Source organism: Sunxiuqinia dokdonensis (assembly GCF_001270965.1).
GTDB classification, from domain to species: Bacteria; Bacteroidota; Bacteroidia; order Bacteroidales; family Prolixibacteraceae; genus Sunxiuqinia; species Sunxiuqinia dokdonensis.
In genome coordinates this window covers 45,648-61,083 of sequence record NZ_LGIA01000150.1, presented here as the reverse complement: position 1 = coordinate 61,083, position 15,436 = coordinate 45,648, and the positions used below count along the sequence as shown (strand labels likewise).

Genomic DNA, 15,436 nt, shown 5'->3' with positions numbered 1-15,436 from the left:
AATTTAAGTAATAGTGTTATTTCAATTTGTAATTAATTTCTTCTTGTTGTTAACCTATTGCAGGTTTTCCGTACGGCGGAACATTAGTGCTTCCTGAATTTCAACTTCTTTCTTTTTGTTGATTTCGTAGAAGAACAGACAGGCTACCGCGATGAAAAACGTCAGGGTCGGATACACGCTCAGCGACAGTTTGATGCCATTGATTGCCTCGGGCGACTGGGTGGCCAACTCTTCGCTGTATCCATAAAGTGCCAGAATTCCGGCAACCAGTGCTCCACCGATGCTCAGGCCAGCTTTCAGCCCAAAAATCATGGCCGAAAAAATAATGGCTGTCGCTCTTCGGTTGTTCTTCCATTCCGAATAGTCGGCCACATCGGCAATCATGGCCCACAGCAGGGGTGTTCCAATTCCATAGAAGAATCCGTGTGCCAATTGCGAAATGAACACCAGCGCAATGGAATGTGGAGCATAGAAATAGAACACCAGCAAACACAAAGCCGACAAAAACAAGCTCACACCAAACACATCGCGCTTGCCAAATCGGTCGGCCAGTGTTTTGGACACCGTAATGCCCACGATCATCATGATGATTCCGCCGGCGTTGAACAAGCTAAAACCGGATGTTGGCGCATCTTCGGGCCAGGTAAAACCGTGCAGTCCCATGCTGACCAATACGCCATTCAGCCCATCAATAAATCCGTTAAATCCAATGTTTTCCAGGAAATCGGCCAAATGTTGCTCACTCAGGTAATTTTCGAAATAATACACGTACATCCCCCCTTTAAGTGACAGGGTAATGAAAATGAAAATCGTGATGATGAGCATGGCAATCCAGGGTTTATTTTTAAACAAATCGCCCAAATCCTCCTTAATGCTCGATTTCTGCTGCGGATTGGGAATGACACGTTCCCTGGTGGTCAGGAAGGTAATGATAAAAAAGATGACGCCCGTAACCGCAAACAAGGTCATGGTGTTTTCGAAACCTTTGATTTTGTCGCCATCGCCCAAAATAAGCACCAACGGCAGCAACAGGCCCTGCACAATAAACTGGGCAACCATGACCGCCACAAAACGAAAGCTCGAAATGCTGTTACGCTCGGCCATATCGCCGGTTAAAACGCCGCTGAGCGAAGCATAAGGCAGGTTGTTGGCCGAGTACACAATCACCAGCAAAATATAGGTGATCAGCGCGTAGGCCACTTTTCCACCCGGACTAAAATTGGGCGTGCTAAACGCCAGAATGGCAATCACCCCAAAAGGAACGGCCGTCCATAAAATCCAGGGTCTAAATTTGCCCCATCGGGTATTGGTCCGATCAGCAATAATTCCCATCACCGGATTAAAAAAGGCGCCAAGCATTCCACCGGCAAAAATAATGGCCGAAGCCGTTGCCGGTGGAATCCGATAAACATCGGTGTAAAAGAAGGCTAAAAAGGTCATCAAGGTTTGAAAAATCAAGTTGGCAGCCAGGTCGCCCAAGCTGTAACCTATTTTTTCAAGAACCGAAACTTTCTGAGAAGTTGTTTTCATTTAAGTAGTTATTAATTATTGGTTTTTAATCTTCAGTTGTAAATGGTGACGCAGGCAGCCCTTCCTTGTTTTTCAGATTGGCTTCTGCGGGATTATCATCCCAGGCATAGCGCACCGCAACTGGCTCGCTAATCTCCCGGCTCCAAACCTTCACTGTATTTTTTGAAAGTACCACCGCATTGGCCCACACGAAACGGCCATCTTCTCCCGCAATTTGAAATCCCTGCAAATAGCTGTTGCTAAACAAACCGGAGCCAACCGACGAAAAGGTGAGCACAATGCTTCCGTCCTCCACCTTCATCGACTGAAAAAGCGGACCGGCACTCACCACCTCGTCATCGCCATAGGCCACGCGTTGCGCTTCCAAAGCCAGCCTGCGCCCAACTTCTTTCTTGTTTAGCGGATGAATGTCATTCCACTCGCCCAGGTCGAACGCCACGGCCATGCCCGTGTTTGGCAACTCCAGCGCCCGGCGTTGGGCATCGCGCAGGGTGGCCCAGCCACTTTCAACCGGCTGTTTATTTGGGATTCCGAGATTGGCCAGTTGCACAAACAAAAACGGCAGCTCGGGCTGTTCGAATTGCTCGCGCCAGTCGGTAATCAAATCCTTGAAAAGCTGCCGGTATTCCATTCCGCGTCCGGCATTGGTTTCACCTTGGTACCAAATCACGCCCTTCAGGCTGTAAGCCAGCGCCGGATGAATCAGGCTGTTGTACAAACCACCAGGCTTAAATCCGCCGCCGCCCAGTCCACGAGGCGGGTTCAGCACCGCACCGACATGATAGTTCCAATCGCCGGTCAGATCAATGGTTTGCGAACCGATGCGCAATTCGTAAGGTTTTTCTTCCACAAAACCACCGCGTCCACCCTGGCTAAACACGCGAACCATCAACTTATTTTTTCCGGACTTCAATACGCCCTCCGGTACCGAGTAAATTCGCGGAGGATATTGGTAGGAAATGGTGCCCACAAAAGTGCCGTTCACAAAGGCCGAGTCGCTGTCGATGATGCGTCCCAGGCGAAGAATGGCTTCCTTTGCAGCCAGCGAATCGGCCACTTCAAACTCCTTATAAAACCAGATGGATCCGTTGCGCAATTCCACGCCTTTATCTGACCAATAGCCCGGCAATGAAATGGTGGGCCAGCCGGAAACATCCACGTCCGCTTTTGACCAACGGCCAACACCCGGATCGTTTTTATTGACTTCCAATCCCCAGTTAAACGGAGGCGTTTCGCCTTCTTCGGCTATGCGTTTGGCTCGAATAGAATCAACCCGGGCCTGATTGGCCAGCCATCGATCCAAGTATTCCGTTACCGGCTCTTCGCTTAACCAGGCTTCGGCAGGAGAGCCGCCAATGGCTGTGCTGATCATGCCAATTGGCACCTGATATTTTTGGTACAATTCATTGGCAAAGAAATAAGCGACAGCCGAAAAGTCCATGATATTTTCGGGCGTTGCTGGCAACCACGAGCCATCGGGATAATCGGCCTGCGCCGTATCTGGCTCCTTGCGTGTGGACGAGCGGAACAGCCGGATGTTTGGATTGTCAATCTGCCTGATTTCGTCAGCGTACAAATCCATTACCCGGCGAATTTGCAGTTCCATGTTCGACTGACCCGAAGCCAGCCAAACGTCGCCAAGCATAATATTGCTGACTTCAATGTCATTTATCTTCATCGTATAAGGCCCGCCGGCTTTCATCGCCGGAAGTTCCACCTGCCAGTTTCCTTTTTTATCTGCTTTGGTTTGGTAGTTCTCCCCAACGAATTCGACTTTGATTTTTTCCGAAGGATCGGCCCAACCCCAGATTTTCAGCGGCTGGTCGCGCTGAAGAACCATGCCATCACTTACCAGCCGGGGCAATTTTACCGCTGCCTCCGACTGAAATGGAATCAGGGCAACCAGAAGGAGTACGATTAGGCTAAAAGCTAACTTGTTTTGATTCATTGTTTATTGTTTTATTCGTTTACTCTGAGGTGCTCCCAAATAGCTGGGCTTCAAACCTCCGGTGTCAATCAGTATTTTTTGCAGCACGATGCCGGGCTCCAGCACACGAATACGCAAACGGTGCAAACCGGCTTTTTCAATCGGATGTTTGGTTGATGTTTGGTTAATGCGGGTAGCCTGCCATTCGCCCAACTCGCCCCGATACGCGCCGTTGATATTGATAATTTGTTCTTCGCCGCCATCAAACGAAATGGCGTACCGTAAGCCTTTGTTGGCGTTGAAATTCAGTGTGGTTGAAACCAGCACCTGCACGTCAAACTCTCCGGTTGATTCAAAATTAATGGCATATTCCAGATAAACCGGGTCATTTTCTAGCGGATATTCGTTTTGCGGAAAGGTGGTTACACCGGAAGCAGTTTTGCCCAAACCGGGAATCACTTCCCAGCGTATTTTTTCGGTTCCTTGTGAAAGCTGGAAGTTTTCGGCTTCGATGGACACATAACCTTCCGCTTCTTTGAACACCAGTTCTTCATTGGGCACAACCGGCACATCCACTCTTTTTACTTGGGGCATTTTTCGCTGCCGGGGTTCCTGCCAGTAAGTATAACCGATGCGGATCTGATCCATTGTGTGGTTCCACTTGCCATCAGCAATTTGCTGGTTGTAATGAACAGTGAGCAATGAATCACGGTCGTAACACGCCTTCACCACATCAGCCCAATGGTTTGCTTTTGGGTTATTTTCAGCTGCCAGCTGATGGTTTTTGGCCACGGCATAATACATTTCATACAGGTTTGAGCAGGCATTGGCCGGGAAAAGGACCAACTGGTCGAAGGCATCTTTGTATTTATTTGGAATGAAATTGTACAGGCGCAAAGCATCTAAGGTCAGATCGCGATAGTCGTTGCGTACCCGCTCAAACTCATTATAATTTTCCAGGCTGTAGGTTTTAGCGTTCAGCAATTCGGGCGTTACCCGGTGGTTGTATTTTGTATAAAGATTAATGATGCGCGCTGCCTCCTTGGCATATTTTTCTCCAAACTGTTCGGCACACCAATCTTCTGTATGTTGCAACAGATTCTGCGCATTGAACCGGGTGGGTTCCCAGGCCATATCCAGAAAAAAGCTGATGGGATATTCCATCGGTTTCAAATCGCCCACGTTCACCACCCAAATCCGGTCAACACCATGGCTGTAGGTCAGGTTCATTTGTTCCCAAACCCGCTGAATTTGACTGACGTTGATCCATTTATAGTTTCGCGGACCACCCACATAGTCGAAATGGTAGTACATTCCGAATCCCCCGGGGTGAGACTGCGCATTTAAATCGGGCAACTTGCGCACATTGCCCCAGTTATCGTCGCAAAGCAGCAAAGTCACATCGTCGGGCACCCGCATACCTTTATCGTAGTAGTCTTGCACTTCCTTGTACAAAGCCCAAACCTGCGGCGTTTCTTCCGCCTTTTTTCCGGTTACTTTGCTGATAATTTTGCGCTGGTCGCGAACAATCTTCTCTAACAAGGCAATGTTGGTTCCCTCGCTCATGGCCTCGTCGCCATCGCCACGCATCCCAACGGTGACCACCGTTTCATAGTCTTTCATGCGCTCCATGCCCTGGGTCCAGAAATCGGTCAGCACCTTGGGGTTTTTGCTGTAGTCCCAGGCTCCCGATCCGTAGCGGTCCCATTCTACATGGGCTTTGCCCAAAGGTTCATGATGCGAAGTACTCACCACAATGCCCAGTTCATCGGCCAGGCGCCCATTCTCCGGATCATCGTCGTAAAAAGCTTTGCCCCACATGGCCGGCCACAGAAAGTTTCCTCGTTGCCGAAGAATCAGTTCAAACACCTTTTCATAGAAGTTGTGATTAAATCCGCCAAAGGTTTCGCGAACCCAGCCTCCAAGAGCAGGTTCTTCGTCATTCAGAAAAATGCCACGGTATTTCACTTTCGGGCTTTCGGTGACAAACCGGCCCGGTCTGACATACACGGCTTCGTGCTGATCAACCGGAACATCGGCCCACCAATACCAGGGCGAAACACCCATTTCGCGTGATAGATTCAACATGGCATAAATGGTTCCACGCTTATCGCTTCCGGCCAAAACCAGTGCTTTTTCAACTCCGGAAAACGGATGTTCAACAACCTGGGTCAGGCTTTTCTCCCACTGGCCTTTCAGGTCCGACACATCCAGTTTTCCTTCAGCTGCCAATTGGTCGATCCACTTGTTTTTGCCGATTGTTCCGACCAAAACCACCTGACCGGTGCCGGGCATTTCGGACTGAAGAATCTCTGGCGACTGCCCTGTAACCATTTTTATATCGTTGGCAAACCAGCCGGCCACAGCGGCTATTCCCGGGTAATCGTCCGCATCGATCAGAATGGGCGCTGTCTGATGATCTCCCGAAATAGCGAAACCACCGACCTCATCATCCAATGAAACATAAGTGTGCCCATATTGGGCCATCGTGGCAATTGACAAGCACACAAAGGCCAGTGCCAACACACTGCTTATGATCATTTTTCGTACATATGTGTAATTCACAGTCTTCATATTTTAGTTTTGTGACTCGTCAACAAAATTGACTATTCATCCGAATCTAATTCCTTCAAAATCGGTTTGCCGGTTCCCCACCAGGCGGTCCATCTCGAATAATCCACCTCATCAAACGGGTGAACTTCAACATCGGTATCAGCGTTTGTGTCACCCAACAGGAACTTGTCCACAAAAGCTTCCACTTCGGGATACTGGACATCCGGAAGCTGGCAGTGCCCATGATTTCCGACAATGGAGAAGCCAAAGCGGTCAGCTATTCCAAAGGTTTCCCAAACCCTTTTGGCTGCCTGGCACGAAACATAGCCCGACTCATCGGCCAACCATTCATAATCGGGGTTTCCAAGAACCAGCAAGGCGCGTGGTGCCACCATGGCCATCAGTTCGTGATGATCGAAGGGAAGTTTTGATACGGCCTTGCTAAACTGAAACATGCTTTCCATAAACCACACATGGCTGGTTCGTCCAAGCGTTTCGACATTGCCCAAGGTTTCCGAAACCCGCCAGGCAGCCGCACCGCCCCCACCCGATTCCTGGGCAATGGTCAGCACAATGCGCTCGTCAAATGCAGCAGCATACAGCGCCATCTTTCCGGCAAATGAACAGCCTGTAATAGCCAGATGCTTCAAGTCAACCGGAAGCTCATCCTGCACCAGTTCCAATCCATCAATCAAACGGCTGACGCCCCACGACCAGGCACTGTAGGCACCCATGTTCGAAAGATCGGGATACAGTTTGTTGATTGGCTCGCTGCCCCGCTTTTGCTGGTGAGCCATCACCTGGCTGAAGTTAAAAGCGATCTGGACAATCTCGCGGCTGGAAAAAATATCCGGCGGAAGACTGCCCGACGGCCGGCCAACACCAATCACCGCAGGGAAAGGGCCTTCGCCCTTTGGGAGAATTACTTTCGAAGAGAGGATGAGTGTGTCCTTATTCTCAATAATAATCACGGTAAGCAAGCTATCCTGAGCCGAAAAGCTGGCCGTCAGATGATTCGGGCGAGCGGGTTTTGGGCCGATTTCATAATGCTGAATTTCAGCGCCGATCTCTGCACGGCGGCGGCTCCAATCGGCAAAGTCGGTTGACCGTCCACTTCCGTCAGACCAGGCAAAAGGATCAGTCAGCGGCTCGATAGCCGGCAGCTGGCTGGTGTCGGGCAACACCGGAGCCGGAAAATCAGCTCCCGTATTTTCAACCGCATAGACCAGCGGAATTCCCTGAGCCATTGAATTGACAACAAACAATGTCGCTATCAGGAATATCAGTAGATTTATTTTCAAACCAGCTTTCATTTATTTTTGATTTTGTATCAGGTTTCGTGTTTACAACGATTTCAGAACTTATTCTTAGGTTTATTTACTTCGAATCTCCACGCTTGCTTCTTTCAGACCGGTTGACTCCGCTGTCACGATAATCTTGCCCGGCTTACCGCCCTTGGCTCGTACGATCAACAAAGCCAATCCATTAAATGCGTTTCGTTCATGCGACGGAAAGGCAGTCATATCCGTTTGATCGCCGTTATCGGTGGCCACAATTTCACCCGGCCCGTCAATACGGAATTTAATCGGATTATTTGAGCGAGGCACCAGTTGCCCTTCTTCATCGGAGACTTGTACGGTGACAAACGACAAGTCCTTGCCGTCGGCAGCAATCGTTACTCGATCGGCTCTGGCCAGCAATTGTGTTGCCTGGCCAGTAGTTTTAACCACTTTTTCAGCCCAAACTTCGTCGTTTTTGTAAGCAATTACTTTCAACTCACCCGGTTCATAAACCACCTCATCCCAGCGTAGACGGTATTCAAAATCAGCTTTTTTCTTTCTACCCAATGATTTACCGTTCAAAAACAGCTCAGCTTCGTCGCCCGAGGTAAACACATGCACTGGGGTGATTTCGCCAATACGCTCAGGCCAATTCCAGTGCGGTAAAATATGTACCATCGGAAAATCGGGGCGCCAATGTGCTTGATACAAATAAAAGCGGTCTTTGGGAAAGCCGGCCAGGTCTATGATTCCGTTATACGAACTCCGTGCCTGGTAGTACGGTGTTGGTTCGCCCAGGTAGTCCCAGCCAGTCCACACAAACTCGCCGGCTACAAACGGATGACGGTCAATCATGCCAAACACCTTATCGGCCGACGAACCAAAATCCACCGCATACAATTCGTACGAACTAACATGCGCCGCCTTTGAATCACCACCACGGCCATCGCGGGCAATGGAACTGATGGCCTCGGTTACCGGGAAGTTGTAAAATCCGCGGCTGCTGAATGCCGAAGCGGTTTCGCTGCTGTAAATTACTTTCTCGGGAAACTGCTCCCGAAAGGCGTTGTATTGCGGCTTGGTGCGAATCCGGTCGGTTCCTTCAAATTCCGGATCCTGCCGAATCCCTTCTCCCTGGTAATTCAGTCCAATGACATCGGGAACCACCGGAAGTTCCATGTGCGGTTTGGCATAATTCATGGCCAATGTCGTTGGGCGTGTGGGATCTTCTTCCTTGACAATTTCGTTTAGTCGTTTGGCGACTTCAGCCCCAGCTTCGCCTGTGTATTGTTCGCCTACTTCATTGCCAAAGCTCCACAGAATGATGGATGGATGATTTCGGTCTCGCCGGATAAAAGAACGGGCATCCGGTTCAGACCATTCCGGGAAGATGAGATGAAAGTCGTGCGGTGTTTTTTTCGTTTCCCACGAATCAAAAATCTCATCGATTACCAGGAAGCCCATTTTATCGGTCAGCTCCAGCAATTCGGGAGGCGGCGGATTGTGGGCCATGCGAATGGCATTGCAGCCCATTTCGCGAAGCAATTCCAACTGGCGTTCGGCAGCACGGGTATTGAATGCCGCACCCAAAGCGCCTAAATCATGGTGCTGGTTCACGCCTTTCAACTGAATGTGTTTTCCATTGACCAAAACTCCCTGATTGGGATCGAACTCCACCACGCGAATACCAAAATTCGTTTCGTAAACATCAACCAGTTTGCCACCTTGCTTTATGGTCGTTACGGCAACATATCGGTTAGGCTGTTGCGTTGGAATCGGCCCCCACAGCCGTGGATTCTCGATAATCACCGAACTCTTAACTGTTGCTTTCCCGTTGGCAGCCACCGATGAAAACAGTGCTTCGAAACCAGCAACAACATCACCGATTGGCTCATCATTTTCATCAAGAGCATAAATCTCCGTTATTGCTTTTACTTCGGCATCAATTTGTGCTTTATTCTTGATGGTGATTTCGATATTCACGTTAGCTGATTGCTCCGACACATCGCTTGAAGTGATGTAGGTTCCCCATTGCGCTACGTGCAGCGGGTTTGTTTTCACCAGCCATACATTGCGATACAAGCCGGCACCGGGATACCAGCGCGCCGAATGGTTGGGATTGTCAACCCGGATGGCCAGTTGATTTTCGCCGCCAAAATTCAGATAAGGCGTTAAATCAAGCCGCCATGAATTATAGCCGTAAGGCCAGCCACCGACTAGTTTTCCGTTTAGCCATACCATGGCGTACGACATGGCTCCATCAACATCGAGGTAGATTACTTTCCCTGCATCATCTGCGGACACCTCTAATTTTTTTCGGTACCAGCCCACGCCATTCACAGGCAGGCGGCCCATTCCGCCACCAACCTCGGAGTCCCATCCGGTTTGAAAAGGCCCTTCAATGGCCCAGTCGTGCGGCAGGTTTATATTTTGCCAGCCGCTGTCGTCAAACTCAGCCTGCACAAAAGGAAAATCGCTTCCCGGGTGCCCTTCGGGGCGAATGTGTTTTTTCTTCGGATCGTTGATAAAATCATTTGCCGAAGGTAAAATCCAGGGTTTCAATACCATTTGCCTGGCCTCGGCAGCAACCGCTTCGGTGGGTTTCGAATCGGCATCCTTGATCTCGTTCGGATTGTCAATCTCCGGACGAACGTCATAAATCAGGGAGTCGGCGTCAGATTCAGCGTCGTATTTGTAAAAACTCCAGCCATCGTTGATGGAAATCCGCTCGCGTGTTACCACCGTTGAATCAGGCTGGCTGCAACTATCAAAAAGAAGGATGCAGCCAATTAAAGCGACAAAAACGAGCGAAGCCAATCTGATGCTATTTCGATCTTTCATTGTGATAACATTCATCTGAATAAATTCTAATTACTGATCACAACCGTTGTTACACTGTTGGCTGGTATATTCAACAAGAAACGGTCATCCTCCGCGGTGAGCGATGTCATTTTACGGTTCTCAAATTCAGAAGTTGTATAAGCTACCGCCGATGCTCCTGCTGAAGCAGCCACCAGATTCACCGCTGCAACTTCCGAACTGGTTGGATTAACAATGACAGCAACTAGTTCATTTTCGCCTTGGTAAGCGGTAATCATCAGGCCGGTCGTGGTATTTTCAATCTGGGTCTTGATCCGGACATATCCGGGCCGGATAAACTTGGAAAACTGGGACATGGCGTAGCCTCTTTTCAAAATCTGTCCCCGGTTGGTTCCACGCTCGCCATCACCCAAAAAGGAATAATAGCGACGGATGTACCACCAAATGTAGGCGTTCCAGTTATAACTCATGCAAGTTTGAATCTCCTTGACCATCTCCATGGTTTCGTTCCAAATGGTCGTCACATCGGTATTTTCAGTCCAGTTTGCCGGGTTGTTCCCACTATTGAGATTGAGCAGGTGTTCGGTCATCCAAATTTCCTTCCCTTTTTGTTCGGCCAACGGATAGGTGGCCAAACCCGATCCATACAGATGGCCGCCAACGATATCCAAATTCTCATTGGCAAGCGCATCGTTCATGATCAGATCGGTATAAGCATGGTTCGAGTTCAGGGACTCGGCCGCCAACACTTTGGCTCCCTGGATGGTACCGGCGTGGTTTTTCACAAAGTTGAACATCTCGGTGAAGGTGTATTCGCAACCTTCATAAGTTACCTGCCAGTCGGGTTCATTCTGAATGGAAACCACATCGACTGTTGCGCCGCGATCGGCCATAAACTGGATAAACTCGTTGATGTAATTGGCGAAATCGGCATAGTGCTCAGGCAGCAAGTAGCCACCGCCACTGGTGGAGTTATTGCTTTTCCAAGCGGCAGGTGGCGACCAGGGACTGGCCAGTACGGTTGCGCCGCGTTGGTTGGCCCCTTTGATGGAGTTGACCAAGCCTTCCCAATCGTTTTTACTCGATGACAAGCGCACCCGGTAAATGGAAAGTCCCATGTCGGTGTCGCCGGTTCCAAAAGCCAAATCCAACTCGGTTTCAGTGAGGTAATCGGTTCCCCAAATCATGTTGGCCCCGCCAAAGCCCGATATGGTTTGATAAGTGGTATTTGGGTCGAAGGTGACGTTGATGGGCTGCACCGGTTTGGCGGCTTGGCTGATGATGATGGTATCACTTATGTTTTCAGTTGTTGAGCTGAGAATCAGTTTTTGGCGGTTAACCGTGTGCGTGGTGTTTGACCAGTACGTGAGCGACACCGTTGTTCGGGTTTTCGCTTCTTCGGTTGAACCGGCCAAAGCGGGCGACAGTTTCGTGATAAATTTTTGTCCAGCGACGGCCTCGCCCGCTTTAACGGTCCATTTGGTGTGTGCCCATTCCACGTCAAAAGTCACGGTACCTTCGTCCACCGACAACTCATCGGTTGGCAAGGTGTTTTCGACAAAGGACAGCGATGCTGGCAAAACGAGCGGTTCATCAGAATCTTTGGAGCAAGCGGCAAGGAAAAGTACGATTCCAAGGGTTATCCACTTCAAATATTTTTGTGAGTCAATCATTTCGTTTAGGTTCGAATTTTATTGGGTCTGAAAAGCCAATGGCTACGATACGGGAAACACGGTTACTATTCCCCACTATCAAAAGTAAAGTTGCAACATCCAAATTCATTTAAAATTGAGACATTTGATTTACAATTTAAGATACAATTGGGGTCAATTCATCATTGGTTAGACTTAAACTTGAGATTGATGAGCAAGGACAAAAAAGCAGGCTGACTTTCCAAATGATCTAATGCGTTGGCTTATCAGCCGGATTTTACTTTTTGTCTTAACACAAAAAGTAAACAAAAAAGTCAAGGCTGATTTTTATCTGCAAGCTCCATCTTCCGAAAAGCTAAGTTCGGCGGGTGATTTCCTCCTGTCGTCGGAACTTCCCGTCTGCACTAAGCTTTTCGTTTGATTCCACTTTTGATAAAAATAGGCCGCTCCCGAATAGGCACCATCTGGTTCTCTTGTTCCCTCATTTAATTGAGTTAAACCTACTTTCGTCGGATATTAGCGGGTTGGCTTGCGGCAGAGCCAATTTGACGGATCAATTTATCATTGGGTAGACTTAAACTTGAGATTGATGAGCAAGCACAAAAAAAGCAGGCTGATTTTCCAAATAGTATTATGCGTTGGCTTATCAGCCGGATTTTACTTTTTGTGTGATCCATTCCCATGTTGAAGTGAGGCTTAAACCGATCATTAGCCGGAGGGTGGGCCCGCTTAGCCGGGAGCTGGCTTCTTGTCGCATGTTGTGGGCCCCCAATAGGAAGGCATCCGGTAAATTCTGCAAACTTTGACCGTCCTTTAGCAGACGATTTCCGGGTTTTAGCAAGTGATTTCTGTCTTTTAGCAAACAATTTCCGGGTTTTAGCAGGCGATTTCCGTGATTTAGCAAACAGTTTCCGGGTTTTAGCAGGCGATTTCTGTGTTTTAGCAGACGATTTCCGGGTTTTAGCAAACAATTTCCGGGTTTTAGCAGGCGATTTCCGTCCTTTAGCAGGCTATCCCCATCATTTAGCAAGTGGTTTCCGTCTTTTAGCAGGTCATTCCCGTGTGTTAGCTGGCGTGGTTCGGCAGGCTGAAAGGCTTGTCAGGCATGAGGTTTCAGGGTTTTCCCGATTCTATCAGGACTCCCTTCGGTCGCAGTTTCAGGATTCGGGTTGGAACAGAAACACCAAACAATGACTGTCGGAATTATGCGGCTTATGATATTCGGTCAAACTGGGTGCGCAAGTGATGAAAAAGTCACACGTGGTTTTGAGAAAAGTCACACGTGACTTTTGGCGGACTCACACGTGGCTTTTAAAATCGTACAAACCGGTGGTCTATGACTGGAACTGGCAAGCGGCTTTCAGTCCCAAAGCCAGAAATACCAAACAACGCCAGGTCGGAACCATGCGGCTTATAATTTTCGGTAAAACCGGGGGCAGCATGGCGGAAAAAAGAAAGAGGCAATCCACTACAGACTGCCCCTTTCATTACCTATTTCAAATCAAGCCATGTTAATTTCCTGAAAGTCCATCAGCAAAACCGGCATAAGCCCGTTTGCGGTAGTAACCTTCGGTCCACAAGCCGATCGGCTCGCCAGCTCTCCAGCCGGAACCTGTTGGGCTGTCCAAGGGGCTCCAAATGGTGATACCGTAACGCTGATTGGCCGGAATAATTTCAAAGTATTTCTCAACCACAAACTGGTACATTTCGGCCTGGGCGATGTAGTGCTCATCCGTCGCTTCTGAGGTTGGAACACCAACACCCATATCCAGTTCCGACACTTTGATCAGCTTGCCGGTAGCAGCCAGCAGCTCGAACATCTCAACGATTTTGTCCTTATCGGAATTGACGTTGATGTGCATTTGCGTACCAATGCCATCGACCTGTGCTCCTGCAGCTTCGATGTATTCAACATACTGAATCAAACCTTTACATTTATCGATGTTGTATTCCAGGTTGTAGTCGTTGATGAAGTGGATATCATCCGGGCTACCATATTGGCGGGCCAGGTTGAAAGCCATCACCGCATAGTCTTTGCCCAGGTAATCCTGCCAGTAGAATTCATCAGCAGCCATATCTGTTTTACCAACACCTGTTTTCAATTCATACGGATTGCCATCATCCATGGGCTCGTTCACCACATCCCAGGCTTTCACGTATTCTTTGGTCACTTCCAGCGTTCCGGCGATCCAGTTCTCCAAAGCCCAGGAAAGGGTATCGGCCTTTTCTTCGGGTGTCAGTGGTCTTTTATTGCCCGACTCCTCGATCTCCCATACAATATCATCAAAATAATACGTATTGGCTTCTGAAAAAACAGCAAGATTAAAAGCGATGGTGTTCATGCCATTCGCGCCTGCCTGCTCGGCTGAAATGATTCCGGAATTGGTATATTCCTGCCATTCGGTAGTAACTGACGGGCTACCGACCATAGACCAGTGTAAATAGCCCCCGGGATTATTGTGCGCTTGAGACTCGATCGTGGCTGGTTTATCCGCTTTAACCTTCATGCTGAACCGATAAGCCTGACCTGCTAGCAGTTGCTGGGGTGCTTTTACAAAGAACTGGGTATCCCATGCATTAACGGGGTTATCTCCCGATTGAACAACAATTGCTCTTCCCACACCATCGGCTCCTGTACCTTCAGCACCAATTGTAGCTGGATCTGGACCAACTGCGATCTCTGTAGCGAAGAAGCTGGAAACATCATCACCTTCGACATCGCTGTTGGTTACCAGGTTTGTCCACCATTTAGCCGGTCCAGCGGCAACAGGTTCAACCAAAAAGGTGTACCCATGCCAACTTGGTTTTTGCCATCCGCTCAGCGTTTCTTCATCGAAAGCTCCGTTTTCAATTAAATTCTCTTCGGAACCACTCGCGGTAAGCACCATGTCATCGAAATAAAGATCACCGGCAAATGTTCCGAAACAAAACTGCAATTTGGTCGCATTCATAGTCGGAGTAAATGTGACGGAAACATCGCCCCAGCTTTCTCCAAATGCCATATCCGGGCCGTAATTGGTTGACGAACCATCAGTCCGCCAAAAGGCTACCGTAAATGGGCTTGAGGCTTTTGCACGCATGGTTATGGTATATTCCACGCCCTGTGTTAATGGCGTAGGCAGCACGTATTCAAGCTGCCAGTCCCAAATATTGGCATTCGCATTTGGTGTGGTAGCATGCAAAGCGTTGTTGCCATCACCCGGATCAGTTTCAATTTCCTGATCAGCTATGATGCCGTTCAGATATTCGGCATTCTGGTTGGCATGCCAGGCCAGGGTATGTCCGTAGATGGTGATTCCGGCTTCCTGGGCGGTCGTGATGAAGTTCGAAACCCTTGCCAGGTTTAGACTTCCGTCATTCTGCACAATGCCGCCGTGCTTCATTTCCCAGCCGGCTGTCACCTCGTCGAAGTTGGAGACGATGTGACTATAAACGACTCCCTTGTTGTTAAACCCATCGACCGACACGCCCGCTCCCAACTTAAAGTCGGGATTGGCGCTGCGGTCAACATACGATTTCAATACATCGTAATCATTCAGGTATTCCAGCTTGGCAAGGCTTTCCGGCTTTTCGACCGGGTAGTCAAGCAAGCTGTCTTCAACGCAAGATGCCAACAGCGATACAGCAACAGCACCCAGCCAAAATTTATTTAAATATTTCATAGTATCTCAATT

Annotated in this window: 7 protein-coding genes; all 7 read right to left on the bottom strand. The window is 49.0% G+C overall.

Annotation, left to right across the window (positions count from 1 at the left end):
• Positions 1 to 54 precede the first annotated feature (54 nt).
• A complete protein-coding gene (locus NC99_RS10320) occupies positions 55 to 1,530 on the bottom strand; it encodes an MFS transporter (RefSeq protein WP_053183338.1) in 1,476 nt (491 codons plus the stop codon).
• A gap of 25 nt (positions 1,531 to 1,555) precedes the next feature.
• Positions 1,556 to 3,478 (bottom strand): sialate O-acetylesterase, encoded by a 1,923-nt coding sequence (locus tag NC99_RS10315; protein WP_053183336.1) that lies wholly within the window; start codon positions 3,476 to 3,478, stop codon positions 1,556 to 1,558.
• Between the two features lie 3 nt (positions 3,479 to 3,481).
• Positions 3,482 to 6,022 (bottom strand): glycosyl hydrolase 115 family protein, encoded by a 2,541-nt coding sequence (locus tag NC99_RS10310; RefSeq protein ID WP_204374962.1) that lies wholly within the window; start codon positions 6,020 to 6,022, stop codon positions 3,482 to 3,484.
• A gap of 41 nt (positions 6,023 to 6,063) precedes the next feature.
• Positions 6,064 to 7,323, bottom strand: a complete 1,260-nt coding sequence (locus NC99_RS10305; RefSeq protein WP_053183329.1) for an alpha/beta hydrolase family protein — start codon at positions 7,321 to 7,323, stop codon at positions 6,064 to 6,066.
• A 60-nt stretch (positions 7,324 to 7,383) separates the two neighbouring features.
• On the bottom strand, positions 7,384 to 10,131 hold the full coding sequence (galB, locus tag NC99_RS10300) for a beta-galactosidase GalB (RefSeq protein WP_082326421.1): 2,748 nt from the start codon (positions 10,129 to 10,131) through the stop codon (positions 7,384 to 7,386).
• Positions 10,132 to 10,157: 26 nt separating this feature from the next.
• Positions 10,158 to 11,783: a glycoside hydrolase gene (locus NC99_RS10295; protein ID WP_157624763.1), complete on the bottom strand. Its 1,626-nt coding sequence runs from the start codon at positions 11,781 to 11,783 to the stop codon at positions 10,158 to 10,160.
• Positions 11,784 to 13,273: 1,490 nt separating this feature from the next.
• On the bottom strand, positions 13,274 to 15,424 hold the full coding sequence (locus NC99_RS10285; RefSeq protein ID WP_053183323.1) for an endo-1,4-beta-xylanase: 2,151 nt from the start codon (positions 15,422 to 15,424) through the stop codon (positions 13,274 to 13,276).
• Positions 15,425 to 15,436: the final 12 nt, after the last annotated feature.